The sequence below is a fragment of the Vibrio sp. 10N.222.49.C12 genome (genome assembly GCF_041475025.1).
GTDB classification, from domain to species: domain Bacteria; phylum Pseudomonadota; class Gammaproteobacteria; order Enterobacterales; family Vibrionaceae; genus Vibrio; species Vibrio crassostreae_C.
Genome location: NZ_JBFRVF010000024.1, coordinates 35,151 through 61,247 on the forward strand (window position 1 = coordinate 35,151; position 26,097 = coordinate 61,247).

A 26,097-nucleotide genomic window follows, 5' to 3' on the forward strand; every position below is an offset into this window, starting at 1 on the left:
GGGCGAAGTTAGACATTATGTTAATCGGTGGAATCATCCGATTAATTCTTTAGCTGAAGCAGCCACACCCTTGCGGCTTCAGCATCCAATTCTATTTGATTCTTTAGTGCGTCGAACGATTCAAATTTTATCTCGTCGCGCAGTTTGTGCAAAAGTCGTACTTCTAACTGTTTACCATATAAATTGGCTTTAAAGTCAAAAAAATGCACTTCCAATTGCTGCCTTACCCCATTAACTGTTGGTCGTTGTCCAATATTAGCAACGCCACCGACAGGAACACCGTCGATATCCAAAGCTTCAACAACATACACTCCCGATACAGGAGAAACACAACGCTTTAATGGAATATTAGCGGTAGGGAAACCTATAGTTCTCCCTAGTTTTCGACCATGGGACACTCGACCACTAATACTGTAATCACGTCCTAACATGGTAGCACTTGCAGCCAAGTCATCGACCGCTAATGCATTTCGTATCTCAGTACTGCTTACTCGTAATTGGTTTAAGCAATAGCTTTGGGTGCTGACCACCTCAAAACCGTACTTCTCGCCCGCCTCTTTGAGCATAGCGAAATTACCGGTACGACCTTTACCAAAGCAAAAATCGTCACCAACCACCAAGAACTTCACACCAAGCTTATCAACCAAAAGATCCTTAATGAATGCTTCCGCGGATAAACTTGCAAAATACTGATTAAAATTAACACACAATAAGCGACTGATATCTAGCTTACTCAGTTGCACGTATTTGTCTCGTAAACGAGTTAAACGTGCTGGCGCTCTATCTCGGGCAAACAGCTCCATAGGCTGCGGTTCAAACGTCATAACAACAGAAGGTAGCCCTAATGCTGCAGCTTGTTTAGAAACCTGACTCAAAACCTCTTGATGTCCTAAATGAACACCATCGAAGTTACCTATGGTTAATACACAGCCATGATGCTGCGCTTTAATATTGTGTATACCTCGGATCAGTTCCATTATGATCAGCTAAAACCTGTTATTTGCATCATTTATTGTGTGAAACCGACGGATTATATACTAATCAGTATTAATCTGTCGCTGCTTTTAAATGTTTTACTCGGATACCTAAAATCAGTACCGAAACAATATAAACAAAGCCACCAAGTCCAATCAAGCCAGTTAATGTCAGCGCTCTCTGGCTAAAGCTCCATTCAAGCCAATGTTGCATATTATCCAGCTGCCATAAAATAGCCGCTACCATCACCACACCTGAGATAATTAATTTGGCACTGAACAACAAGGTTGTCTTAGTTAATTGATACACACCCGCAAGGTGCAATCCTCGATATAACAAGGCCATATTCACAAAGGCAGACAGTGCCGTCGCAATCGCCAAACCCACATAGCCATAAAAATAAGCAAAGATCGCGTTAAACACCATATTGGTCACCATAGCGATAATGCCGTACTTAACCGGTGTTTTGGTATCTTGGCGAGAGTAATAGCCCGGAGCTAAAACTTTAATCAGCATGAAATTAAGCAAGCCTGATGCGTAAGCTACCAATGACATCGATGCTTGCTGTACATCGTGTGGAGAGAACTCACCACGCATAAATAGCACCATCAACATGGGTTTAGCTAAAACGATAAGACCTAACATCGCAGGAATACCAAGCAGCAACACCATGCGCACGCCCCAATCCATGGTATGTGCGAACCCTTCCCCTTGAGCATCTACGTGTTTACGAGACAAAGCAGGAAGAATCACAGTCGCAATCGCGATACCGAATAAACCGAGAGGAAATTCAAGCAGTCGGTCTGAGTAGTACAACCAACTGATAGAGCCTGTTGCGAGGAAGCTGGCAATAAAGGTATCAAACAATAAGTTGATTTGGCTGACCGATACACCGAACAGAGCAGGGATCATTAATGTGCGGATCTTAACCACACCCGGGTCTCTCCATCCCCACTTCGGCTTAACCAACACACCCGCTTTGATCAAGAAAGGCATTTGGAAAAGGAATTGGACTAAGCCACCAAGAAACACACCAATAGCCAAACCAATTTCTGGTTGTTCTAAATTAGGTGAGATAAACCATGCAGCGCCTATGATCATCACGTTCAAGAACACAGGAGTAAAAGAAGAGACCGCAAATTTACCTAATGTATTAAGAATGGCACCAGATAAAGCGACGAAGGTGATAAACCATAAATAAGGAAAGGTAATCTTGAGCATAAAGCTCGCTAGCTCAAATTTGGGTGCTGATGGGCCATCATTTAGCCAGTCGATAAACCAACCCGCACCAAACATCGCGGTGATCACGCCAGAGCCCAATACCCCGATGACGGTGACAATAGAAACTAAAACCCCGAGCGTCCCCGACACCTTAGCAATTAAATCTCGTGTCTTATCTTTATCACCTGCGGCGTGATATTCCGTTAATACAGGAACAAACGCTTGAGAAAACGCACCTTCTGCAAAAAGTCGACGTAAGAAATTAGGAATTTTATTAGCGAAGAAAAATACGTCGGCACTCGCTCCTGCCCCCATCAAATTTGCTACTACTACATCACGTACTAGCCCCAATACACGGGAAACAAAAGTCATTGCGCTGACAATCAGGCCTGACTTTAATAGTCGTTTACTCACAGAAACCTCTGACACTGGTTGATTACTTTCAAGCGAGGATAAATACTATCCTGTCCTAAGAAGCATATTTATTAGCATTGGTCTAAAAATGCTGTTAGAATCCCCGCCATCTTAACCGCGATGACCTTTCCATACCAAAGTTTGTTTGGCTACGATTGGTTTTTGCACAAATCATTTGACAATTAAGCGCTAATGAGGGATAGTCCTCGCCCTTAAATTGTCACCGAACTAAGTTTTTGGGAGTTAGACCCTTGGCAAACAGTAAATCTGCTAAGAAGCGCGCTATCCAAGCTGAGAAACGTCGCCAGCACAATGCTAGCCGTCGTTCTATGATGCGCACTTACATGAAAAAGACTATCGCAGCTATCGCAGCTGGTGATAAAGAAGCTGCAACTGCTGCTCTTGTAGAAGTTACACCACTTCTTGACCGTATGGCGACTAAAGGCCTTATTCATAAGAATAAAGCTGCACGTCATAAGTCTCGTTTCGCTGCTGCAATCAAAGCTCTTTAATAGAAATTTGATTACAACGCAAAACGAAAAAAACCGGCCTAGGCCGGTTTTTTTATATCTAAATTTTGAGTAACGCTTTTATTTTACGTGCTAACAGCCGTTTTTCTGACCGATAAACAATTTAAGCAGATAGATAAAACAAACAATCAGAAAAATAAATAGAGAAGCAAATTGGTACGTAGATAGATAGGTAAACACTAACGTTCAATGTGAAATGCTAACACTTCCTTGTGTCATTCTATCGCTGATAAGAAATCCCCCTCCCACCAGCAATAAGCTACTTGCAGTAAATACCATGCAGTAGGTTAATCATCGCTTTTACTTCTTCACTACTCAATGTGTAATACACAGTTTGAGCTTCTTTGCGAGTTTCGACCAAACCATCTCTTCTCAACCAAGCAAGATGTTGAGATAAAGCAGACTGACTCAGTTCCAACTTGCCACACAACTCCCCAACCGACAGTTCAGTGCCATGTAATAGGCACAAAATCTGTAAGCGACGCTCGTTAGCCATGGCTTTGAGTAGAATCACAGCTTGTGCTGAGTTCTTCTCCATCTCTTTTAAGTTCATAGTTTGGCTCCCTACAACCTTTACGCCAACTACGGGCTATCAGTATTTCCGGCATATTGCGGAGTTATGATAATCGATATCAATTCATTAACAAACTATCTCACTCGAACAATTTGCTAAAATCTGCGTCACATACGTTTTTTACTGCTGGATGTTGGATCATCCTCTCAGCAAATATGACGTAGTACTCCTCTTTTAACTCTTCAATACCGCCTAATAGTTGCAGTGATGTGTCGTCTTCCACTTCAGACATATAAAGCGTCGGTGCTAAAAATATTACGTCATGATGGTAACGAGCAAAAGCCTTCATCAATGCGGCATCATCAAACTCACCTAAAATATCTGGCTTAAGCCCTTGTCTATCAAACCATTGCAGCACTTTACGACCCATTGAGGTTCGGCTGCCAGGGATCAAAAGCTTTCTTTGCTCCAATACAGCAGGGAAATTAACCCCTTCAACCTGACCTGAACTAAAAAAGCTCATTCCACTCTCACCCAGCTTTTTACTGAACAGGCCCGGGCTTTGACTAGAGTCCACCGGACAGTCAGACAAAATCATATCGAGCTTATGTTGAGAGAGTTGCTCAAGTAGCATTTCATGGGTCGATTCAAAACAGCGCAAGTGAATGCTGTTATCTGGAGGGATGGTCGACATCAGTATCTTACTGACGAGTCTTTTAGAGAGCGCATCCGCGACGCCAACATCAAACAGAATATTGGAGTGCTGGCTGTAATTCACGATGTCCAGCATCTCGTAACTCAGGCCAAACATACGATCGGCATATTTAAAGACCAGTTGCCCAAGCTCTGTAGGCTCAACACTTCGGCCATTACGCTTGGTCAACTTGCCATCCATGCGTTCTTCTAAGGCTTTTATCTGCCCCGTTACCGTTTGTGGTGTTAGGAATAGGGCTTCTGCAGCTTTAGTAACAGAGCCTTGCTTGCAAACCATCCAGAAGTAATACAGATGGTTGTAGTTGAGATGCGACATAGATGTGCCGTAATAAAAGAGTAGATACCCTTTATATCAAATATGACACCGCCACTCAACAAACTCGAAAAAACCTAACCAAACATAGATTTACCACTTATTTTTTCGAAGTGTCTGATTTCATAATGTAATATTTCATCGATTATTTTCAATTTTTTTCTAACTTTTAAGATCTATATCACCTATAGAATTTCCATTAAAAAACAATTTAAAACAACAACTTAAAACAACCACATTAGCAATTGGAATATTTAAAGAGTAAATCATCACAAAAAAGTCGCACCTAAACCAAAATGTAATATTACTGAAATATTTCCCCTCTAACATCACGCTCAGATTAAACAAACAGACCAAACACAGACTTAAACGGTCCAATGGAGAAAACATTATGAACCAAGCTACTACTGCAGCAGCGCCTATCTCGAGCACTACTCGTTGGCTACGCTGGGCTAACTTGGCATTCATGCTTTACCTACTATTACTTTCAGTTTCAATGGTTGGTACAGGCTTCAAATGGGCAACAGGCGAGCAAGCAAAGGTTCTTTTCGAATTTGCTTCACACCCAGTTGCAGGCTTAATGATTGGTTTAGTAGCAACAGCGCTTATTCAATCATCAAGTACAGTTACTTCAATTATCGTTGGCCTTGTGGCAGGTGGTTTACCTGTTGAGCTAGCAATTCCTATGATCATGGGTGCTAACATTGGTACTACGGTAACCAATACGCTAGTTAGCCTTGGTCACGTTCGTTGTAAAGAAGAGTTCAAACGTGCATTCGCAAGTGCGACAATCCACGACTTCTTTAACCTATTAGCCGTTGCTATCTTCCTACCACTAGAGATGGCGTTTGGAATTCTAGAGAAAATTTCTCACTGGTTAGTATCACCGATGCTAGCAACAGGTGATATGAGCATGGGTGGTCTTAACTTCATCAAGCCAATCACTAAGCCTGTTGTAAGTGCGATTAAAGAACCACTATCAACGTTTGGCGACACTGTTGGCGGCATCATGCTTATCGCTCTAGGTATCGCAACTATCTTCGTAGCTATTACTGTAATGGGTAAGCTGATGAAGAGCCTAATGGTTGGTCGTGCTCGTGAGATTCTAAAGAACGCAATCGGTCGTGGTCCAATCCACGGTATCGCTTCTGGCTCTATCGTGACTATCCTTGTTCAGTCTTCTTCTACGACAACAAGCTTGATGGTTCCACTAGTAGGTTCAGGTGTTCTTAAAGTACGTGACGTTTACCCATTCACTCTGGGTGCAAACATCGGTACATGTATTACGGCTCTACTTGCAGCTACAGCAGTGTCTGGTGAGTTCGCAGTATTCGCACTACAAATTGCTCTAGTACACTTGGTGTTCAACATCATGTCAACGGTATTCATCTTCGGTATCCCGTTCCTACGTGAACTTCCAGTTAAAGCGGCAGACATGATTTCAGACATGGCTGTGAAGAACAAAGCTGTAGTGGCTGGTTACCTTGTTGCGGTATTCCTTGTACTGCCTGGTAGCGTGTTAGCTCTTACCGCTTAATAGCAAAATAAACATCGCTTATAGCAAAGCCCGCTACCTCCTAGGTTGCGGGCTTTTTCTTTTTAAGAGCAGATACGGGATTCGGGTAAACGAGTAACGAAGAGCTAAAATCAAATTCGAGATATGAGTAAGCTTGTGACAAGAGCTGAAACTGATACGATATAAGAGTAAATCGGTAAGGTAAGCATTACTCACCAAAGAAGTCCGTTCTAGCTCTTCATATCCCGCATCTCGTTTACCCGCATCTATATATTTCCGTCATTCCCTACAGCGAGGAACGAGCGTGATAGGGAATCCCACAAACACACCACGAAAGAGACTCCCAACTCCTTCCTTCGTCAGTCTAGGGAATGATGAATCGAAAAAAGATTCGAGATGCGTGTAAGCGAGTATCGAAGAGACAGAGCCAATGCGCGTTGAGAGTATACGAGTAACATAAAGCATCACACAGCATATGATTTCTCTGCTCTTCGAATCTCGATTACTCGTCACTGTAACTTAGATACAAAAAAGGCTGCACAGAGGCAGCCTTTCAATCAAACAAAGCGAGTGAGATTAAACCGAGAATGGGTACTTAATCGCTTCGTGGCATTCGTAACCTTCAACCCAGAAGTCATCCATCGTTACCCATGTTTCCAAATCTTCTAGAGACTTAATCTGAGGATTGATATGGAATGTTGGGCCAGCTAACGGCTCACGCTTTAACTGGATATCACGCATAGGTGCAAGTTGATCTTCGTAAATATGAGCATTTACTAGCTTATGGTAAGCCACGCCAGCTTTCTTACCCGTGATTTGCGCCATGATAGCTAGGAAGACATACACTTGAACCATGTTGAAGTTCAGGCCTAGGGGTACATCGCAAGAGCGCTGAGTGCTGTTTAGGTACAGAGTATCACCAAGTAGTGAGAAGTGATGGCTGTACATACACGGACGCAAACATCCCATGTGGAACTCACCTGGGTTGTAGAAGTTTAAGATCTCGCCGCGGTCATCAATACCGTTAGTTAGATCATCAACAATCTTCTTCAGTTGGTCGATATGACCGCCGTCAGGTTTTGCCCATGCACGTCCTTGAACGCCATAAACACGGCCCATGTCATCTTCACCCTTGCGGTAAGGGTTATTCAGCCATGCTTCATTCAGGTTAGAATTCGCATCCCAAGTTTTAGTCCCTAGCTTACGAAAATCTTCAGCATTGTCGTAACCACGGATATAGCCAAGCAGCTCAGCAACTGCGGCTTTCCAAAAACTCTTACGCGTTGTTACCAGTGGGAATTGGTTATTACCAACATCATATTCAAGGTCAGCATTGATCACGGTTAGGCAACGCTTGCCCGTGCGTTCATTTTCAATCCAAGTACCGTCATCAACGATACGCTGACAGAGATCTAAATACTGTTTCACACCAATTCCTTACTTCGTTTGTTGTGGTAATTCGTCTTTGTAGTGACCACGCTTGTATGCCCACACCATCATCAGCACACCGATGATAACCATTGGCAGTGACAAAATTTGTCCCATAGAGATAAATCCACCGAACAAACCTAGGTGAGCATCAGGTTCACGTACGTATTCTACTAAGAAGCGGAATGTACCATATCCAGCTAGGAATAACCCTGATACAGAACCAAGAGGACGCGGCTTTTTGATAAACCAGTTCAAGATGAAGAACAGCACGATACCTTCAAGCGCCATCTCGTAAAGTTGAGATGGGTGACGAGGAAGTGGACCACCGTTAGGGAACACAATCGCCCATGGCACATCAGTCACACGGCCCCAAAGCTCGCTGTTCATGAAGTTACCTAGACGGCCCATACCTAAACCAAATGGGACGAGTGGTGCAATCATGTCTGCCACGCCAAAGAAGGTGCGACCATTCTTTTTCGCATACCAGAACATTGCGGTGATAACACCCAGCAAGCCACCGTGGAAAGACATACCGCCAGTCCATACCTTAAATAGGTACAGTGGGTCTGCTAGGAAAAGGTCAAAGTTGTAGAAAAGTACGTAGCCAATACGACCACCCAACACCACACCTAGAAAGCCAGCAAACAGTAAGTCTGATACTTGCTCTCGAGTCCAACCACTACCCGGTTGATCAGCTCGGCGATTTGCTAACCAAAGAGCAAACATAAAACCGACAAGGTACATTAGGCCGTACCAACGAACTGAGATTGGTCCTAGTTCAATAAGAACAGGATCGATATTTGGGAATTCGATAAAACCCTGAGACATACTTGGCTCTCTATCTAAATTGATTAACGGTTAGCTCAATGACTAACAGAAAAGACACTACAGCAGCATTGTGGCTGCTATAAACATTAAAAATACCGCAAAGAATTTCTTCAGCACAGGGGTTGGCAATTGAGTGGCCAGTTTCGCACCCACTCGAGTGGTCAAAACTGAGGTACAAGATATCGCGATCAAAGCCGGTAGATAAACATAACCCAAGCTATACGCAGGAAGATCATCGACAGAAGATCCATGCCAAATGAAACCTAGCATTCCCGAAATCGCGATAACACAACCGCATACCGAAGATGAGCCGACGGCTTTACGCATTTCCACACCGTGATGGTTAAGGAAAGGTACCGATAAAGACCCACCGCCAATGCCCGCTAAGCTTGATACCAAACCAATCCCGCCGCCACACAACACGGTTTTAGCTGAACCCGGCATCGATTTTTGGCTCTTGGAGCGAATCGACAATAGCATTTGCAACGCCAACACCAAAACAATCACACCAAAGACTTTTGGTAAGTATTGAGCTGGAATTACATCGGCCACGAAAGAGCCGAGGAAGCCGCCTATCACCACACCTGGCATCAACCATTTAACGACAAACATCTCTACGTTACCCAACTTTAGATGGTTAATCGCAGACGATCCCGACGTAACGATGATGGTTGATAGCGAAGTAGCCAATGCCATTTGCATCGCAAACTCTTGGGGGATACCCGCTTTAGGAAGCAAAAACAGTAAGGCAGGAACAACCAGCAAACCACCACCAATGCCTAGCAAGCCTGCTAAAACACCAACAATAGCACCAAGGCCCGCTAACAAGCCTATCAGTTCATATGACACGTTAAATCCTATTTTTTACCTGCTCGAATGAAGCCTGTAAATTCACGCTCTTCGAAATAGTTCAGCATCATACTATAGATGTCACTACCATACGGTTTTGAAAGTGCCTTATTTGCCAAATCCTGTAATTCAGCCAAGTTCGACTGACGAATCAAATATTTGGTTCTTGCGACATTCGAGGTATTCATACTTAACGTCTCATACCCCAATCCAATCAATAGCAGCGCGCCCATCGGGTCACCGGCTAACTCGCCACAAATACAAACAGGTAATTGATATTGCTTACAAGTATCATGAATTTGTTTTAATGCCATGATCACCGCAGGGTGCATTGATTCATAGACATCGGATACTCGTGAATTGTTCCGATCAACCGCTAATAAATATTGGGTTAAGTCGTTGGTACCGACTGAAACAAAGTCGACCTTATGCGCAATCAGCGGCAGTATGTACAGCATGGATGGCACTTCAATCATGATACCAACGCGAGGCATACGCACTCGGTTATCAAGCTCATGCACTTCATCATACGCTTGTTCAATCAACTGTAGCGCGTCATCCAACTCCTGTGCACCAGAGATCATCGGCAGCAAAATACTCAAGTTATGGCTTTCACAGCTCGCACGTAGCATGGCACGTAACTGAATAATAAAGATGTCAGGATGATCGAGCGTAAACCGAATACCACGCCAACCAAGGAATGGATTGTCCTCTTCGATAGGAAAATACGGTAAGGCCTTATCACCACCGATATCGAGTGTACGCATCACCACTTGTTTCTCTGGGTAGCTTGCCAGTACAGAACGATACTGCTTGAATTGTTCATCCTCTGACGGGAATCTTTGCTGCAACAAGAAAGAAATTTCAGTTCGATACAGCCCTACGCCATCAACGCCTTGGTTGATAGCGATGTTAGTGTCTGCACTTAAACCCGCATTAAGCAGAATCTCGACTTGCTTGTTGTCTTGCGTTTTTGCCGGTAGGTACAGCTCGCGATTGACCATAGAGGAGAGCTCACTCTCTTCTAGAATCAGCCCTCGATACTCTTTGAGCAGGCTTTTAGTCGGCTCAATAAAGATCTCACCGCTATACCCATCAACAATCGCTCGCTTGCCATTAGCTTGAGCTAGGTTGAGGTTTACCCCCATGACGGAAGGTATGCCAAGCGCTCGAGATAAAATCGCTGCGTGCGAGTTCGCCGCCCCTTCCAAGGAAATCACCGCTAAGAGCTTTTCTTTGGGAATAGACGCTAATACCGAAGCGGTTAACTCACGAACCACTAGGATAATCGGCTTATCTAACGTGCGAAGTTCATGTTCAGAGTTGTGGAGGAAATAGAGCAGCCTTTGTCCGAGCTCTCGGATGTCTTGTGCTCTCTCACGAAGATACACGTCCGACATACGAGCAAAGCGATTAGAATAACTCTCTACAACCTGTCTTAGTGCCCAATCGGCTTTATCGCCTTTCTGGATTTGGCTTTTTAGATCCTTACGCAGCATAGGATCGTTGAGTAAGTGAGTAAACAGGTCAAAGATCGCCAACGCATCTTTATTGATTTCGCTATCTAAGCGCTTTCGCATGCGCTTAAAGTCATTGAGGGCGTTTTCAACCGCTACCGCCAACAACTCATGCTCTCTCTCTATATTGAGCGTCGAAGCAGGATAAACATCGGTGAGTTCAGGCTGAGTGTTGTCCCACCATAAGTCACCAATCGCCACGCCCGATGAAGCTGCAATACCTTTAGTAGCCGGTAGCTTCTGTTGCTCTAACAGCCAATGGCCTTGAGTTTGGGCGTGCGCCACAATAACGGCAAGTTGTGCAGAGAGCGTGACAAGGAAGGATTCTTCCATCTCACTAAATAAACGTGGGGTCTTCTGTTGAATGACCAATACACCGAGCACTTGCTTGCGGTGGATAATCGGAGTACCGAGAAAAGAGTGATAGACGTTTTCTCCAAGCTCTGGAAAAAACTTATAAGCAGGGTGAGCAGACGCTTGTGCAAGGTTGATAGGTTCAGCACTTCTTTTAACAAGGCCAACCAGACCTTCGTCAAAACCAATGTGAATGCTATTGCCTTTGAAGATCAGGCCTTGAGTTGCCATCAACTCAAGGCGCTGCATATCATTATTTGCCAAATACACGGTGCAACATTCCGTCTGCATCGCACTGCATGTCTCTTTAACCAAAATATCAAGAGCCGTCGACACATCTTCAACTCTTGATACGTGTTCAACTATTTCCCTTAGTTGACTGAGCATGCTTAACCTCTACGCAATTTGCGCTTTCCTTTTATTTTTCGCTCTTTAAACGGCATTGCTAAAGATGCGAACTCTTTCATCGCTCGACGGTAAACATCTCGCTTGAAAGAAACAACTTGTCGAACTGGGTACCAGTAACTCACCCAACGCCAACCATCAAACTCAGGTGTACTTCCACGCTGCATATTGATATGCGATTCATCGCAATCTAAGCGCAAAAGGAACCACTTCTGTTTTTGTCCAATACAGACAGGTTTAGAATCCCACCGAACCAGTCGTTTGGGTAGCTTGTAGCGTAACCAATGACGACTTGTCGCGACGATCTTTACATCCTTTTTAGTAAGGCCAACCTCTTCATACAACTCGCGGTACATTGCCTGTTCCGGAGTCTCACCTTCATCTATTCCCCCTTGAGGGAATTGCCATGAATGTTGCCCGTATCGTTTAGCCCAGAAGACCTGACCATGGTTGTTACAGATTACAATACCAACATTTAATCGGTAACCATCGCCATCTATCACTGGCCAACCTCTATCTAAATTTTTAATTACTCTGATTTTTCCACATATCCCCAATCGGAGCAAACTTAGTGACGTGATAAGCGCTATATTTATGAATAATAACTAGGAATATGGATAAGTTTTGCTCAAATTCTAGTTACCCACACAATAGTGAGACATAGACCACATTTATTCACCTTTTCTGTGAATAACTATGTGAAGAATTACCCGCAATCGTTTTTTTTAATCCATAGATTCATCAACACCAAAAACAACAAATCAGTCAAAATAATTTTATTATTATATAAATCAGTAAATTAAAATAACATTCTAGTTTTAAAAAACATTAGAAATGTAAAAGATCTTTCAGAAACCTGACATGGTTAAAGATCAACCACTCCGATGTTTATCCACACTACTAAGTGAAAGATTCATTTTGAACCCCATTTGGCAAGCATTTTATCCACCATAAACCCCTGTTTATTTATCCACTAAATTAATATTTCAATTAATTACCTTTATGTCCTGTGGATAACCCTGAGTTTGATCCCTTCTCTCGCAAGGAGATCATTTCTTAACCAGTCGTCATTTGGTGATAACTTCTGATAAAATCATTTTTTTGATCATGCCTTTTATTATGAAACCAGAACCACAAACACAACAAGAGCTGTTAGAGCGCGCGTATGCCATCGCCGGAATGACCTTTAAAGAGCTCGCTGACGAAGCTGAGATGGTGATGCCAAACGACCTTAAGCGTGATAAAGGCTGGGTTGGGCAGCTATTGGAATGGCACTTGGGTGCACCTGCAGGCAGTAAGCCAGAACAAGATTTTGCCAAGCTCGGTATCGAGCTAAAAAGCATTCCGATTAGCTACTCTGGCAAGCCACTCGAAACCACCTTTGTGTGTGTTGCTCCTTTGATGGGTGTGCAAGGCATAACTTGGGAAACCAGCCACGTTCGAAACAAGCTGTCTAAGGTGTTGTGGATCCCTGTCGAGGGAGAAAGAGAGATCCCGCTAGCAGAGAGGCATGTAGGATCCCCATTATTATGGACACCTAGCCAAGCTGAAGACGAACTCTTGAAGCGAGATTGGGAAGAACTGATGGAGTTGATCGTTTTAGGCAATGTTGAACAGATAACAGCAAGACACGGTGAAGCACTGCATTTACGTCCGAAGGCTGCTAACAGTCGTGTGTTAACGGAAGCTTACGGTGCAAGCGGAAAACCTATCAAAACTAAACCACGTGGTTTCTATCTGCGAACTCAATTCACCCATAAATTACTGACAACACATTACGCATAGATCGTTTAATCGAGCCTCGATAGCCAAAACTATCAGTGCGTTAAAAAACAGTCTGGAATTAGAATCAATATCTCGCTACCAACGCCTCTTAATGAGGTTTGAGCGCCAGTTCAATATCACAGTAGCTTTGGCTTGGCTCATTACCAAACTCATCATAGGCGTTGTGTAAGCGAAGATACGCCTTTTCAAAGCCGAGCCGGAGTAACTCCTCTTTCACTTGATCCAAGGATCCAAAGTGAAGCGGCTCGCCGTCTTGCTTTACCGGTTCTAGCTTATGTTTGTACTCCACCGCCAATAGATATTCTGAAATATCAGAACAGCCAATAACGTACACTTTGGGTGTTTGATAAGAGTCTTTGTGCTCTCCATGTAACCACATGTCTAACTGATGCTTTTGCATAACCGGCCTCCCTTGCTCTCTATAGCTTAGTAGAACTCTATTTCTTTACTAGGGCACGTTGATTTTTCTCGATTAAAAAAACAAAAAAGAGAAGCCAATGCTTCTCTTTTTTGTCCAGTTCTAGTTCAAAAGCGCTCACTTTTGACACCTAACTATCACCGTCAATGATTTAGGGGGTTGAAAGGTGCGATCAACCCCGAAAGATTACGTCGGTATTCGCGCGCTAAGAACACGACGAAGATGACGAACGCGACGTTCAATGGTGACAACTTCAGGCTCAGAGAAACCAATTGGACGACCATCGGCTTCAAGGCCAATATCTCTTAGCAAATGAGTGTTGTGCCAAGGTAGGTCTAGTGAACTACGACGTACTTTTCGCTGCCATTCCCGCTCTTCACGACGAAGATCGGCACGGATAAGGACTGTTGCTAATTTTAAATATACTGAGTGACGCATAATAACTCTCCAGTTGTTGAGTCAACTGAGGAAAAATAGCGTGTTAGATAGTATGAGGGCTTCTCACTTAGCTGCTATTTTTCCGCAGCCAAATAAGGATACGGATCTATTAGTTAGGTTTATCTTGGGTGTTTCGATCGGCTATGGCTGATGTGAGTGACATATCAGTCACCATGTCAGTACACGGATCAAACGACGCGCAAATATGCTGTATAAAATCGAAATGTTTCATTTGCGCCTCCAAGCTAACTAAAAAATCCAAAAAAAATGGGGAAGTAAAAGCAGACAAGTCTTTGTTAAATCGTTGCTTTAACGGTTAAAGTCTAACCAAGTGAGTATATTATTCAACCGCTAATTGATTAACATTTTTAAAACAATGCATTCGCCTGAAATATTAGTTGCATATTCATTTACATATAACATATTCACTATGATTATATAAAATCACAGCATATCTCTCTTAGGGTCTAACTAGAAAACAACGGACTACCCTTCAGAAACAAAAAAGCCACGTAGATACGTGGCCTTTAATTTACGGTGACTGAATAAAGTCATGTAGAGAAGAGTCTAAACAACACCTTCAGAGATTAGGCTGTGTTTATTCAGCAAGCGGTACATCGTCGCTCGTGATACACCGAGCTCCTTAGCCGCCAATGAAACCTGACCACCGTAAGATTCCAATACAATCAGTAACGCATCGCGCTCTGAGCGCTCTCGAATACTCTTCAAGCTTCGGCGTTCATCATTCTGTTTTGGTAAATCCAGTTGGTGATCCTCAATGATCACAGCATCAGACATCAACACAACACGCTTAATCTGATTCATCAGCTCACGCACATTTCCAGGCCAATGGTATCGATTCATCGAACGGATAGCATCGTCTGAGAAGCTCTTCGCTTGAGCATTAAACTCTTTCGAGTACTCACGCAGAAAATGATTCGCCAGTACTGAAATATCGCTCACACGTTCTTTTAAGCTTGGAACATGAATACGCAGAACATTGATATAGTGATAAAGCTCTTCATTGAAGTCGCCCTCGATCAACGCCTTCTCGATATCAGAGGAGTTCGCGGCCAGAATACGCACATCAACGGATTTAGGTCCATTCGCAGTTTCAATCTTACCTTCTTGTAGAAAGCGCAACAGGTTCAGTTGTTGATTGCGTGGCATCGCTAAAACATCATTAAGCAAGATGGTTCCGCCATCGGCTTCTTCCAACATACAAGGCGCAGTCGCTGACTGTGCTGATATGCCAAACACCTCGGCCTCTATTCTCATTTCAGACAAGGCACGACAGTTAACCGTTAAAAATGGTTTCTGTGCTCGCGACGAATTTTGATGAATCGAGCGTGCAATCGTCTCTTTACCAGCCCCACTCTCGCCATAAATCAAGATACTGACATCAGTCGGCCCAATACGCTTTACTTGGTCTCTCAAGCGCTTCACGGCCACAGAATCGCCTAGCAGTCCCATGTTGTTATTGATGCCGTAGTTTGGCCATACCTTCTGCTCAAGCTTAAGCATACCCAGTTGGTGACCAATGGTACTCAGCAATTGAGCATCTGGGATAGGTGCCGTGAAAAAGTCGATACAGAAGTTGACGATAAACTGGCAGATCGTATCAGAGCTTAATTGAGATTCACGGATAAAGGCGAGCCATCTCACCTGCTTGTTATTGCTCACAAGGTTAGCAATACCGTTGAGACTGAACTCATCATGACTAAGATCGACAATACCAATACATGGGCCAATATCAGCAATCAAGGCATCGGCTTTTCGTAAATCTGCACACTGGGTACACTGCCAACCCACTTGTTCTAACACTGATAACCAGGGTTCGTACGCACCACCAACGACGATAAGAGAACCTGGTAAGGAATCCATCTTAAATTGAGTTCCCATCCTTCTTCCTTATTCTATTTTTATTTAAATCAGACTAATACGAGTCACTGCTTCATCGTTCGACAAAATGCCGCGAGAGCGTATTCAGCGCAGAGACGTATAGTAGTGAGACTATCTTAGATTTTATGTCTCAATAGTAAGACTATGTCAGAAATAACGATTTTTCGAATCAAGAGTGCGGTACAGACTAGGTTTTGAAGCCCCAAAACAGAAAAAGCCACCCGAAGGTGGCTTTTTAATTACATAGGCTGTTACGCCCTATAAACGAGAATTACGCCTGTGGACGCATTGCCGGGAACAAGATCACGTCACGGATTGTGTGCGTGTTTGTAAATAGCATTGCTAGACGGTCGATACCGATACCTTGACCCGCTGTTGGCGGTAGGCCGTGCTCTAGTGCAGTAATGTAGTCTGCATCGTAGTACATCGCTTCGTCATCACCCGCGTCTTTCGCGTTAACTTGCGCTTTGAAACGCTCGTCTTGGTCTTGTGCATCGTTAAGCTCAGAGAAACCATTCGCAACTTCACGGCCACCGATGAAGAACTCAAAACGGTCTGTGAAGAACGGGTTGTCATCGCTACGACGAGCTAGAGGAGAGATGTCCGCTGGGTAGCCAGTGATGAACGTTGGTTGAATTAGCTGAGGCTCAGCCGTTTCACCAAAGATCTCTTCTAGAAGCTGACCACATGTCCAGAACGTTTCTACGTCTACGTGTACAGATTTTGCGATAGCAACCATCTTTTCACGGTCTTGTAGGTCTGCTTCTGTTAGCGCTTGAATCTCAGCGTGCTCAGGGTTGTAGTGTTTGATTGCATCGAACATGCTCATGCGAGCGTAAGTGCCACCGAACTCAACCATTTCGTCACCGTAAGGCATAGAAGTAGAACCAAGAACGTCCATTGCTGCCGTGCTTAGCATCTCTTCTGTCAGATCCATAAGGTCTTTGTAGTCAGAGTACGCTTGGTAGAATTCCATCATTGTGAATTCTGGGTTGTGACGTGGAGATAGACCTTCGTTACGGAAGTTACGGTTGATCTCGAATACACGGTCAAAACCACCCACCACTAGACGCTTAAGGTAAAGCTCTGGTGCAACACGTAGGTACATGTCGATGTCTAGTGCATTGTGATGAGTGATGAACGGACGTGCAGTTGCGCCACCCGGGATCACGTGCATCATTGGCGTTTCAACTTCTAGGTAGCCTTTCGCGCTCATGAAGTTACGGATTGAAGATACAAGCTTAGAACGCACGATGAATGCATTACGAGAATCTTCGTTCACGATTAGGTCAACGTAACGCTGACGGTAACGCATCTCTTGGTCAGTTAGACCGTGGAACTTCTCTGGTAGAGGACGAAGTGCTTTAGTCAGCAATTCAAACTCTTCCATGTTCACGTAAAGGTCGCCTTTACCTGATTTGTGAAGCGCACCTTTAACACCGATGATGTCACCGATATCTAGGCCTTGGTACTTCTCTTTCAGTACTTTTTGAACGTCTTTCGCTGCGTATGCTTGGATACGACCAGAAGTTTCTTGAATCGCAAGGAATGGACCACGCTTCGCCATAACACGACCAGCGATCGCAACGATGTGGTTAAGCTCTTCTAGCTCTTCCTTAGTCTTCTCACCGAATTCCGCTTGAAGATCGCCAGCTAGGTGCTCACGACGGAAGTCATTTGGGTGACCGTTAGCTTTGCAGTTTTGGCGGATGTGATCCAGCTTGCTGCGGCGCTCAGCGATTAGTTTGTTCTCTTCAGGTGAAGAAGCTTCTTGTGCGTTTTCGTTTTGAACAGCATCAGTCATTAGAGATGTACCCTGCTTTTAAAATTTGGACCGCTATATTTTTGTAAATATAGGCATTTTTACCAATATTATTGGTAAAGCTTAATAGTTGATAAAGCTTACAGACCTGATTTCAGGCTAGCTTCAATAAACTTGTCTAAGTCACCGTCAAGAACCGCTTGAGTATTACGGTTTTCGATGCCGGTGCGTAAATCTTTGATACGAGAATCATCCAGCACGTAAGAGCGGATTTGACTGCCCCAACCGATGTCTGATTTCGTCTCTTCGCTCGCTTGTTTTTCAGCATTTTGTTTTTGAATCTCAAGTTCAAAAAGCTTAGCACGTAGCTGCTTCATCGCTTGATCTTTGTTCTTATGCTGCGAACGGTCATTCTGACACTGAACCACAGTGTTAGTCGGAACGTGAGTAATACGTACCGCTGATTCCGTGGTGTTTACGTGCTGACCACCAGCGCCAGAGGCACGGTATACGTCAATACGTAGGTCAGAAGGATTAATGTCGATCGTAATGTTGTCATCAATCTCAGGATAGATAAACGCAGATGCAAATGAAGTATGACGACGACCACTTGAATCAAATGGTGACTTACGAACTAGACGGTGAACACCAGTCTCTGTGCGTAACCAACCGTAAGCATACTCACCAGAAATACGTACCGTTGCGCCTTTAAGGCCAGCAACATCACCATCCGACACTTCGATAACTTCAGTCTTGAAGCCTTTCGAATCTGCCCAACGTAAGTACATGCGCAACATCATTGAAGTCCAGTCTTGAGCTTCTGTACCGCCCGAACCTGACTGTAAATCGATGTAGCAATCTGATGCATCGTGATCACCAGAGAACATACGACGGAATTCCAGCTTCTCTAGCTTAGCTTCAAGCTCGGCCAGTTCTGGTTCAATTTCATCGAACGTTTCTTGATCTTCTTCTTCAACCGCAAGCTCTAATAGGCCATCAACATCCTCAACACCTTGGTCAAGTTGGTCGATCGTTTCTACTACCGCTTCCAATGCAGAACGTTCTTTACCTAGCGCTTGAGCACGCTCAGGTTCGTTCCATACATCCGGTTGTTCTAATTCTGCGTTTACTTCTTCTAGACGCTCTTTCTTAGCGTCATAGTCAAAGATACCCCCTCAGGATATTTGTGCGCTCAGACACATCCTGCAGACGGTTTTTTATAGGATTGATTTCAAACATTTTAGCTCATCATTTATGAGTAGAATTTAACCGAAGAATTGTACTCAAAAGTGTGACGGAGATACAGAATTTTTTAGAGTGGTGAACCAAGATTCAACAACTTAATGGGATATAAAATTGACAGGCATAAAAAACACGTAAATTTTGTAAGGGCAGGAAGGAAAACAAGCCCTGTTTTTGAACAGAGCTTGTTGAATTTGGCACTATATGATGAGCATTATTGAGCCCAAAATCACTATTTGGCTTCGATATGATCAATCATCAGCTGCAACGATTGGTTGCCGCGAAATTCGTTGATATCGAGCTTAAATGCAAGATGAACGGTTTTTACTGATGCATCAGGCCAGCGACGTAGGTCGACGTTAAAGGCAATACCGTCAATCATCACATTGGTTGGGTGGCCTTTGTAGAGCGGCTCAAGCATCAGCTTAAGGTGCTTTTCACCCACCAGCTTTTGGTGCAGCACTTTAAACTCACCATCGAAGATTGGCTCAGGGAAAGCTTGTCCCCACGGGCCACCTGAACGCAGCGTTTCAGCGGTGTGCATCGAGAACTCTTCTGGTAACAGCTCACCATCAGACAAGATAATGCCCTTCAGTGCTGTTTCTCCAAGTTCATTCTTCACCACATCATTGAACAGCTTGCTGAAGCGTTCAAAGTCCTTTTCCATGATGGTTAAACCAGCCGCCATTGCGTGGCCACCAAATTTAAGAATCAAGCCAGGGTTTTGAGTATCAATTCGGTCCAATGCATCACGCATGTGCAGACCCGGAATTGAACGACATGAACCTTTGATACTGCCTTCGCCGCCATCTGCAAACGCAATCACTGGGCGGTGGTATTTGTCTTTGATACGCGAAGCCAAAATACCAATCACACCTTGGTGCCAATCACGTTGGAATAGTGCCAAGCCAGAAGGTAGGTCGTCTTTACCAAATTCAAGGCGCTCACAAAAAGCCATCGCTTCTTGCTTCATGCCCTCTTCGATCTCTTTACGTGTTTGGTTCAAGCCATCTAACTCACTCGCCATTCGACGAGCCGCATGGATGTTGTTACTCATTAGCAGCTCAACACCAAAAGACATGTCGTCTAATCGACCAGCTGCATTGATACGAGGACCAAGAGCAAAGCCAAAGTCAGACGCCACCAAACGCTTAGCGTCTCGCTTAGCAATTTCGATCAAGGCTTGAATGCCCGGACGAGCTTTACCCGCACGAATACGTTGCAAACCTTGATGAACTAAAATTCGGTTGTTTTCATCGAGTGGAACCACGTCGGCAACCGTACCCAGCGCCACAAGGTCAATCAGTTCCATCAACTTAGGTTCTGTCATGCCGCGCTCTGCAAACCAACCCAATTTACGCATGTGAACACACAATGCCATCATCAGGTAAAAAGCGACACCAACCCCCGCTAGGGCTTTCGAAGGAAAAGCACAACTTTCAAGGTTTGGGTTAACCATAGCATCGACCATTGGCAGTTCATTGCCCGGCAAGTGATGATCGGTAACCAGAACCTCTAGCCCTTTCTCTTTAGCAAAGCGAACACCTTCAATTGAAGATACACCGTTGTCGACCGTCATGATCACTTCAGCACCAAGCTCGATTGCCTGTTCAACAACCTCAGGGCTCAAGCCATAACCATCTTCAAAACGGTTTGGTACCAGATAGTCGACGTTAGAGCTGCCGAGCATACGTAACGCTAAAACAGACAGCGCCGAGCTGGTCGCGCCATCGGCATCAAAGTCACCAACAATGATGATGCGTTTTTGCTGCTGAATAGCTTTGAACAACAGCTCAACCGCAGCATCAATGCCGCCCAGTTTTTGATAAGAGTGCAAGCCTTTCGCTGCTGTCTCTAGTTGGTCGGCACTGTCGATTCCACGACTCACATAAATGCGCTTTAACAAGTCAGGTAAGTGAGCAGGTAAGACTGAAATGTCGACCTCAGGACGGCGTTGGATCTCTATCATATAAAAATGGGCCCGATATCAATCAGGCCACTCCTTAAATCAAAAACATGGGGGATAAATTGGCAATACAGAAAACGAGATTATTGCTCTAAACGTTGAAGAAGTTGTGCTGGCGGTAAGTAACCACTCACCAACTCACCACTTGCTAGCACGATAGCCGGTGTTCCATTGATGCCAAGCTCACGACCCAGTTGGTATTGTTTAGCAATGATCTGCTTTTGCTCTGCTAGGTCTTTACCAGACGCTGGCATTTGACGGTTTACTTTAGCGTCATGCATCGCTGTTTTTGGATCATCTGACGCCCAGATTGCTGCCATTTGATCGGCAACTTGCCCTGTCGCACCTTGGCGTGGGTAAGCCATGTAACGAACGGTGATACCCAAATCGTTGTAGCCTTGCATTTGGCTGTGCAGACGAACACAGTAGCCGCACGTAATGTCAGTAAATACCGTCACAACATACTTTTCGTTATCGGCTTTGTATTCAATAACCGTATCCGACATCGCTGCCACTTTTTCAGCATTCAGCGGAGCTTGACGCTCAGCCAAAACATCACTGAACTTTCCGTTTTCATCCAAAGAGTAAAGTGTACCGGCTAGAAAGTGATCGCCCTCTGGAGAAGAAAAGATAATGCCGCTGTTGGTTTGAACTTCTAAAAGACCATCGATATCCGAAGGCACAATCTTATCGACCTTAATACCGATTTTTTCAAAACGCTTAGTTAACGCAGCTGTATCAATAGCTTGAGCTGGAGCAGCTTCTACGGCTGTTGATGTTGTTTCTACTTTCGCTTCTGATGCATTACATGCAGTAATCATAAGAGGAAGCGCTAGTAGAGGAAGACGGCGTAATACGCTCATTAAGTTCACCTTAAAAATAAATGGATTTAAGCACGTGGGTGATGCTGCGCGTGAATTTGCTTCAGCCTTTCAGTCGCCACGTGAGTATAAATTTGGGTTGTCGATAAGTCACTATGCCCAAGTAACATCTGTACGACCCTGAGATCTGCGCCATAGTTCAGTAAATGCGTCGCAAAAGCGTGTCTCAATACGTGTGGTGACAACAGCTCTGTATCGATCCCAGCGACGACCGAGTAGTGCTTAATACGATACCAGAACGTCTGACGGGTCATTTGCTTGGCGCGTTTACTCGGAAAAACCACATCAGAACTGTTTTCGCCAAGTAGATGTGGACGACCTTGTTCAATAAAAGTCTCTATCCAATCCACCGCATTTTCGCCCATTGGTACTAAGCGCTCTTTGCCACCCTTACCAATAACACGCACCACGCCCTGTCTTAGGCTGATGTTTTCCATCGTCAAGCTAACCAGTTCTGTCACACGCAAACCGGTTGCATAGAGTAACTCAAGCATCGCCTTATCGCGAAGCTCAATCGGATCGTTCGGATCTGGCGCATCGAGCAAAGCATCAACCTGCTCTTCACTCAAATCTTTCGGCAAGCGTTGCGGCAGCTTCGGGCTGATCAACAAGGCACTTGGATCATCGCCTCTGATTTTCTCGCGGTGCAAATATTGGAACAAGCGACGAATCGCCGACAACATACGGGCACGAGAGGTCTGCTTAAAATCGGCGTCGGCTAACCAGCCTTGATAATCCTGTAAACCTGAAAGGCTAATGAAGTCGAGGCGGTAATTGTTCTTTTCCATCCACGCTAATAACTTGGACAAATCGGTACGGTACGAGACAAGCGTATTCTCCGATAATCCTCGCTCCATCCACATAGCATCTAAAAACTGCTCAACGAGACCGTGGTCTGCGCTCTGCCCTTGAGGCGACTGCATAGTGTTACTCACAATATTGGAAACTGTTTTGAGAGTATGCCAGAGCAAATATGAATGCCATAAAAATTACGACTTGAGCGGATAATCGCTGCAATCGAAGTCGATTTATGGTTAGAATTCGCCATCTGAAATTAAAATCGAACGTTTGCTATGAAAATTGGATTATTTTACGGCTCAACCACCTGCTACACAGAAATGGCAGCAGAGAAAATTCGCGGCATTATTGGTGAAGACCTAGTTGATATCCATAACGTGAAAGAAAGCCCTCTTTCATTGATGGCGGACTACGACCTTTTATTGCTGGGCATCTCGACTTGGGACTTCGGTGAAATCCAAGAAGATTGGAATGAACTGTGGGAAGACATCGCAACCACGCCTATGAAAGGCAAGGTTGTGGCTCTGTTTGGTTTGGGTGACCAAGAAGGCTACGGCGAATGGTTCCTAGATGCGATGGGTCTATTGCATGATGAACTGAAAACCGCGGGTGCAGAGTTTGTTGGCTTCTGGCCAAACGATGACAGCTACGAGTTCGAAGCGTCTAAAGCGTTAACCGAAGACAAATCTCAATTCGTTGGTTTGGCGCTTGATGAAGATTCACAATACGAGCTAAGCGACGACCGTATCGCAAGCTGGGTTGAGCAAGTACTGGTTGAGTACAGCGAAAAGCTATAACCAAACAGAAGTACTCCCGGCTAAGTAGCTAACCAAGTAACTAGCTGGATATAAAAAGACCACAGAATACAAAAAGGCCTCATTACTGCGAAGTAATGAGGCCTTTTCTATTTCATCTCGAAGGACAATCTAATCTCAACGGAAGATTAAACAGTCTCTTCAGCCATCTCTTGTTCTGTTGACTTGCCAACAAAGAACATACAGATGATTGCAGCCGTTGTTGGAAGCAACCAACCCATACCGATCTCAAACAGTGGCAGCATCTTAAGTGCAGACACGTCTACACCCGCTACTTTAGCGCCATCAATAAGAGCAAACAGCAGTGACACTAATACCACTACGCGGTAAGCCGCTTTTGGATTAGGGAAACGGCTACGTAAGAATGTCAGAGCAACCAACGCGATAGCGACTGGGTACAGTGCAAACAGTACTGGAACAGACAGAGAAATCAGTTGAGAAAGACCAACGTTCGCAACGGTTGCACAAGCTACACCATTGATGATTACCCAAGTCTTGTAAGACAGAGGCGTTAGCGAGCTGAAGTAATCAGAACATGCTGACACAAGGCCAATCGCCGTAGTTAGACATGCTAATAGTACGATCACAGAAAGCACTAGCTGACCAGAAGGACCAAACAACGATTGAACGTATAGGCTTAAAATAGCACCGCCATTGTCTGCACCAGCTGCGACTGTTGCACTTGTTGCACCTAGGAAAAATAGAGAGATGTAAACAAACGCCAGACCCGCTGCGGCAATACAACCCGCGCTAATTAGGTACTTAGTCGTCGCTGCACGGTCAGTAATGCCCTTGCTACGAATCGCATCAACAATCAGCATACCAAACATCAAAGAAGCAAAAGTATCCATGGTGTTGTAGCCTTCAAGGAAACCTTTGGTTAGTGGTTGAGTGATGTACTCACCGTGAGCCGCAAGAATATCGCCTTGAGGGTTAACGAATACAGCAATCGCCAGCACAACCAAACCAACGAACAGTGCAGGTGTTAGCACCTTACCAATGACGTCAATAAGCTTACCTTGCGACCATGAGAAGAACATCGCTACTGCAAAAAATGCAATCGAAAAGAGAGTTAGGTGAGCTTGAGAGGCATCGATGAAGAACGGTTTCACCGCCATCTCATAGGCAACAAGGCCAGTACGCGGTGCAGCAAATGCAGGACCGATAATGATAAAGATCAGTACAGCCATGATGGTTGCTGCTTTCTTAGGAAGATCTTTAGTTAAGTGACCCCAAGAGCCACCAGCCACTGCGACCGCGACGATAGTGATTAACGGCAGACCAACGGCAGTCAGCAGAAAACCAGACATCGCTGGAAGGAAGTGATCACCGGCTAATTGGCCAGCTAGAGGTGGGAAGATAATGTTACCCGCACCCAAGAAAAACGCAAAAAGCATAAAGCCCAATGCCATTATATCTGTTAGTTTTAGACTCTGTTTCACAGATAATCCTTAATTATATTTATGAATTTATGTTGTGCTTACATGAATGTTACAGCTCAAAGCTGCCAATCAATCTATAAAATAGTCGCGCATAATGACGAAACAACTGGCTAGCTGCAAGTCACCACACAAAAACACCATATAAATTTGCATATGAGAACAAAAAGCAGTGGATTCCACTAGCTATAGAAAAATAGCCACAATTATAAACTAACCATAATGCACAACAATATTCTTCCAAGCAGAACATTGATTCATACAAGCGGTTAACATTAGAGCTAATCACTTAAAATATCTCGATACTCAGAACATTAATGAAAGACAAAACAGTGCAAACTAAAAGCTTCAATTTTAAGCAATTCTCAATTTACGGCGGGAAAAGCGGTATGCCAGTCAGTACCGATGGCGTATTACTTGGCGCTTGGGTAAGCCTGCCACAAAGATCATGTGTACTCGATATTGGAACCGGGACAGGTCTGCTGGCTTTGATGGCTGCGCAGCGTTTTGAAGATGCTTCAATCTCTGCGATAGATATTGATCAACACGCTATTGATGCTGCCACTGTCAATATTGAGCAGTCGCCTTGGCAAAATCGTATCTCCCTTGATCACGGCAGCGTGTTAACAACCGACTTTCCACAAAGGTTTGATGCGATCATCTGTAACCCGCCCTACTTCAACTCTGGAGAACAGGCGCAGCAAAGCCAAAGAGCCACCGCCAGGCACACCGACAGCTTGGATCATTTAGCGCTTGCCCAGCGTTGTTTCGAGATAACAACCGACGCCGCGACTGCCAGTTTCATCCTACCGACGCCTGAGGGGGAAGGTTTTATCAAGCTTGCCGAGCAATGTGGTTGGTATCTAGCAAAACGCCTTGATGTAAAAACAACAGATAAAAAGCCAGCTAGCCGAATTTTATTCGAGTTATCTAAAGATCCTGCTTGCGAGCAAGATTTGCAGCGCGAATCGCTTACAATTCACCATCAAGGTGGTTATAGCGAAGCATTTATTGCGCTCACTAAAGATTTTTATCTCAAGATGTAGCAAATACCATGTGATCCTAATCAC

Annotated in this window: 23 protein-coding genes; 5 read left to right on the forward strand and 18 right to left on the reverse strand. The window is 44.4% G+C overall.

Going from position 1 to position 26,097, the window contains the following annotated elements:
* Positions 1-41: 41 nt before the first annotated feature.
* Both ribF and murJ read right to left on the reverse strand, forming a co-directional pair.
* Complete coding sequence (ribF, locus tag AB4583_RS08430) at positions 42-977, reverse strand: bifunctional riboflavin kinase/FAD synthetase (protein WP_017062867.1); 936 nt, start codon at positions 975-977, stop codon at positions 42-44.
* A 70-nt stretch (positions 978-1,047) separates the two neighbouring features.
* The gene (gene murJ / locus AB4583_RS08435; RefSeq protein WP_032545655.1) at positions 1,048-2,610 is read right to left on the reverse strand and encodes a murein biosynthesis integral membrane protein MurJ; all 1,563 of its coding nucleotides are present in this window, start codon (positions 2,608-2,610) and stop codon (positions 1,048-1,050) included.
* Between the two features lie 251 nt (positions 2,611-2,861).
* On the opposite strand from murJ, the gene rpsT reads away from it, so the two are divergent.
* Positions 2,862-3,122 carry a 30S ribosomal protein S20 gene (rpsT, locus tag AB4583_RS08440; RefSeq protein WP_004739529.1) on the forward strand — a complete coding sequence of 87 codons (261 nt, stop codon included), beginning with the start codon at positions 2,862-2,864 and terminating at the stop codon, positions 3,120-3,122.
* A 277-nt stretch (positions 3,123-3,399) separates the two neighbouring features.
* Here rpsT and AB4583_RS08445 read toward each other — a convergent pair whose 3' ends face one another.
* On the reverse strand, positions 3,400-3,693 hold the full coding sequence (locus tag AB4583_RS08445; RefSeq protein ID WP_004735028.1) for a metalloregulator ArsR/SmtB family transcription factor: 294 nt from the start codon (positions 3,691-3,693) through the stop codon (positions 3,400-3,402).
* Positions 3,694-3,793: 100 nt separating this feature from the next.
* A complete protein-coding gene (gene nhaR, locus AB4583_RS08450) occupies positions 3,794-4,684 on the reverse strand; it encodes a transcriptional activator NhaR (protein WP_017070067.1) in 891 nt (296 codons plus the stop codon).
* A gap of 388 nt (positions 4,685-5,072) precedes the next feature.
* Between nhaR and AB4583_RS08455 the strand changes: the two genes are divergently transcribed.
* Positions 5,073-6,218, forward strand: a complete 1,146-nt coding sequence (locus AB4583_RS08455) for a Na/Pi symporter (RefSeq protein ID WP_017059340.1) — start codon at positions 5,073-5,075, stop codon at positions 6,216-6,218.
* A gap of 555 nt (positions 6,219-6,773) precedes the next feature.
* On the opposite strand, the gene AB4583_RS08460 is transcribed toward AB4583_RS08455, so the two are convergent.
* From AB4583_RS08460 to rppH, 5 genes are read right to left on the reverse strand one after another with little or no spacing between them, the layout of a single operon-like run.
* Positions 6,774-7,625, reverse strand: a complete 852-nt coding sequence (locus AB4583_RS08460) for a thymidylate synthase (RefSeq protein ID WP_017059339.1) — start codon at positions 7,623-7,625, stop codon at positions 6,774-6,776.
* Between the two features lie 9 nt (positions 7,626-7,634).
* A complete protein-coding gene (lgt, locus tag AB4583_RS08465) occupies positions 7,635-8,456 on the reverse strand; it encodes a prolipoprotein diacylglyceryl transferase (protein ID WP_017059338.1) in 822 nt (273 codons plus the stop codon).
* A gap of 57 nt (positions 8,457-8,513) precedes the next feature.
* Positions 8,514-9,305: a sulfite exporter TauE/SafE family protein gene (locus AB4583_RS08470; protein ID WP_017059337.1), complete on the reverse strand. Its 792-nt coding sequence runs from the start codon at positions 9,303-9,305 to the stop codon at positions 8,514-8,516.
* A gap of 8 nt (positions 9,306-9,313) precedes the next feature.
* A complete protein-coding gene (ptsP, locus tag AB4583_RS08475) occupies positions 9,314-11,563 on the reverse strand; it encodes a phosphoenolpyruvate--protein phosphotransferase (RefSeq protein ID WP_017059336.1) in 2,250 nt (749 codons plus the stop codon).
* A gap of 2 nt (positions 11,564-11,565) precedes the next feature.
* Positions 11,566-12,084 (reverse strand): RNA pyrophosphohydrolase, encoded by a 519-nt coding sequence (gene rppH / locus AB4583_RS08480; RefSeq protein ID WP_017059335.1) that lies wholly within the window; start codon positions 12,082-12,084, stop codon positions 11,566-11,568.
* A 616-nt stretch (positions 12,085-12,700) separates the two neighbouring features.
* Here rppH and mutH point away from each other — a divergent pair.
* The gene (gene mutH, locus AB4583_RS08485; protein WP_032546406.1) at positions 12,701-13,366 is read left to right on the forward strand and encodes a DNA mismatch repair endonuclease MutH; all 666 of its coding nucleotides are present in this window, start codon (positions 12,701-12,703) and stop codon (positions 13,364-13,366) included.
* A gap of 88 nt (positions 13,367-13,454) precedes the next feature.
* On the opposite strand, the gene AB4583_RS08490 is transcribed toward mutH, so the two are convergent.
* The 8 genes from AB4583_RS08490 to xerD all read right to left on the reverse strand — a co-directional run bounded on the left by AB4583_RS08490 (position 13,455) and on the right by xerD (position 22,898).
* Positions 13,455-13,766, reverse strand: coding sequence for a DUF6482 family protein (locus AB4583_RS08490; RefSeq protein WP_004735016.1), 312 nt, complete (start codon positions 13,764-13,766; stop codon positions 13,455-13,457).
* 204 nt (positions 13,767-13,970) lie between these two features.
* On the reverse strand, positions 13,971-14,222 hold the full coding sequence (locus AB4583_RS08495) for a hypothetical protein (protein WP_008224444.1): 252 nt from the start codon (positions 14,220-14,222) through the stop codon (positions 13,971-13,973).
* Positions 14,223-14,789: 567 nt separating this feature from the next.
* On the reverse strand, positions 14,790-16,124 hold the full coding sequence (gene vpsR / locus AB4583_RS08500; RefSeq protein WP_017062873.1) for a cyclic-di-GMP-binding transcriptional regulator VpsR: 1,335 nt from the start codon (positions 16,122-16,124) through the stop codon (positions 14,790-14,792).
* Between the two features lie 271 nt (positions 16,125-16,395).
* Positions 16,396-17,928, reverse strand: a complete 1,533-nt coding sequence (gene lysS / locus AB4583_RS08505) for a lysine--tRNA ligase (protein ID WP_372117017.1) — start codon at positions 17,926-17,928, stop codon at positions 16,396-16,398.
* A gap of 98 nt (positions 17,929-18,026) precedes the next feature.
* Positions 18,027-19,125 (reverse strand): peptide chain release factor 2 gene (gene prfB, locus AB4583_RS08510; protein WP_100208942.1). Its coding sequence is split into 2 segments (ribosomal slippage): positions 18,027-19,049 and positions 19,051-19,125, totalling 1,098 coding nucleotides; the frame shifts between segments, so codons are not numbered across the junction.
* A gap of 235 nt (positions 19,126-19,360) precedes the next feature.
* Positions 19,361-21,097: a single-stranded-DNA-specific exonuclease RecJ gene (gene recJ / locus AB4583_RS08515; RefSeq protein ID WP_017059329.1), complete on the reverse strand. Its 1,737-nt coding sequence runs from the start codon at positions 21,095-21,097 to the stop codon at positions 19,361-19,363.
* Between the two features lie 80 nt (positions 21,098-21,177).
* Positions 21,178-21,957 carry a thioredoxin fold domain-containing protein gene (locus tag AB4583_RS08520; RefSeq protein ID WP_017062874.1) on the reverse strand — a complete coding sequence of 260 codons (780 nt, stop codon included), beginning with the start codon at positions 21,955-21,957 and terminating at the stop codon, positions 21,178-21,180.
* 26 nt (positions 21,958-21,983) lie between these two features.
* Positions 21,984-22,898 (reverse strand): site-specific tyrosine recombinase XerD, encoded by a 915-nt coding sequence (xerD, locus tag AB4583_RS08525; RefSeq protein ID WP_017059327.1) that lies wholly within the window; start codon positions 22,896-22,898, stop codon positions 21,984-21,986.
* 150 nt (positions 22,899-23,048) lie between these two features.
* On the opposite strand from xerD, the gene fldB reads away from it, so the two are divergent.
* Entirely contained in the window at positions 23,049-23,570 is a 522-nt protein-coding gene (gene fldB / locus AB4583_RS08530; protein ID WP_017062875.1) for a flavodoxin FldB, read from the forward strand.
* 146 nt (positions 23,571-23,716) lie between these two features.
* Here the strand turns inward: fldB and brnQ are convergent, their stop codons facing one another.
* A complete protein-coding gene (brnQ, locus tag AB4583_RS08535; protein ID WP_017059325.1) occupies positions 23,717-25,030 on the reverse strand; it encodes a branched-chain amino acid transport system II carrier protein in 1,314 nt (437 codons plus the stop codon).
* Between the two features lie 314 nt (positions 25,031-25,344).
* On the opposite strand from brnQ, the gene AB4583_RS08540 reads away from it, so the two are divergent.
* Positions 25,345-26,073 (forward strand): tRNA1(Val) (adenine(37)-N6)-methyltransferase, encoded by a 729-nt coding sequence (locus AB4583_RS08540; protein ID WP_017062876.1) that lies wholly within the window; start codon positions 25,345-25,347, stop codon positions 26,071-26,073.
* Positions 26,074-26,097: the final 24 nt, after the last annotated feature.

What these genes read in the sequence shown, in the direction of transcription:
- ribF (WP_017062867.1), bottom strand. Translation starts at nt 977, where the DNA reads ATGGAACTGATCCGAGGTATACACAATATTAAAGCGCAGCATCATGGC.
- AB4583_RS08445 (WP_004735028.1), bottom strand. Translation starts at nt 3,693, where the DNA reads ATGAACTTAAAAGAGATGGAGAAGAACTCAGCACAAGCTGTGATTCTA.
- nhaR (WP_017070067.1), bottom strand. Translation starts at nt 4,684, where the DNA reads ATGTCGCATCTCAACTACAACCATCTGTATTACTTCTGGATGGTTTGC.
- AB4583_RS08455 (WP_017059340.1), top strand. Translation starts at nt 5,073, where the DNA reads ATGAACCAAGCTACTACTGCAGCAGCGCCTATCTCGAGCACTACTCGT.
- lgt (WP_017059338.1), bottom strand. Translation starts at nt 8,456, where the DNA reads ATGTCTCAGGGTTTTATCGAATTCCCAAATATCGATCCTGTTCTTATT.
- ptsP (WP_017059336.1), bottom strand. Translation starts at nt 11,563, where the DNA reads ATGCTCAGTCAACTAAGGGAAATAGTTGAACACGTATCAAGAGTTGAA.
- mutH (WP_032546406.1), top strand. Translation starts at nt 12,701, where the DNA reads ATGAAACCAGAACCACAAACACAACAAGAGCTGTTAGAGCGCGCGTAT.
- AB4583_RS08490 (WP_004735016.1), bottom strand. Translation starts at nt 13,766, where the DNA reads ATGCAAAAGCATCAGTTAGACATGTGGTTACATGGAGAGCACAAAGAC.
- AB4583_RS08495 (WP_008224444.1), bottom strand. Translation starts at nt 14,222, where the DNA reads ATGCGTCACTCAGTATATTTAAAATTAGCAACAGTCCTTATCCGTGCC.
- vpsR (WP_017062873.1), bottom strand. Translation starts at nt 16,124, where the DNA reads ATGGGAACTCAATTTAAGATGGATTCCTTACCAGGTTCTCTTATCGTC.
- lysS (WP_372117017.1), bottom strand. Translation starts at nt 17,928, where the DNA reads ATGACTGATGCTGTTCAAAACGAAAACGCACAAGAAGCTTCTTCACCT.
- recJ (WP_017059329.1), bottom strand. Translation starts at nt 21,097, where the DNA reads ATGATAGAGATCCAACGCCGTCCTGAGGTCGACATTTCAGTCTTACCT.
- AB4583_RS08520 (WP_017062874.1), bottom strand. Translation starts at nt 21,957, where the DNA reads ATGAGCGTATTACGCCGTCTTCCTCTACTAGCGCTTCCTCTTATGATT.
- xerD (WP_017059327.1), bottom strand. Translation starts at nt 22,898, where the DNA reads ATGCAGTCGCCTCAAGGGCAGAGCGCAGACCACGGTCTCGTTGAGCAG.
- fldB (WP_017062875.1), top strand. Translation starts at nt 23,049, where the DNA reads ATGAAAATTGGATTATTTTACGGCTCAACCACCTGCTACACAGAAATG.
- AB4583_RS08540 (WP_017062876.1), top strand. Translation starts at nt 25,345, where the DNA reads ATGAAAGACAAAACAGTGCAAACTAAAAGCTTCAATTTTAAGCAATTC.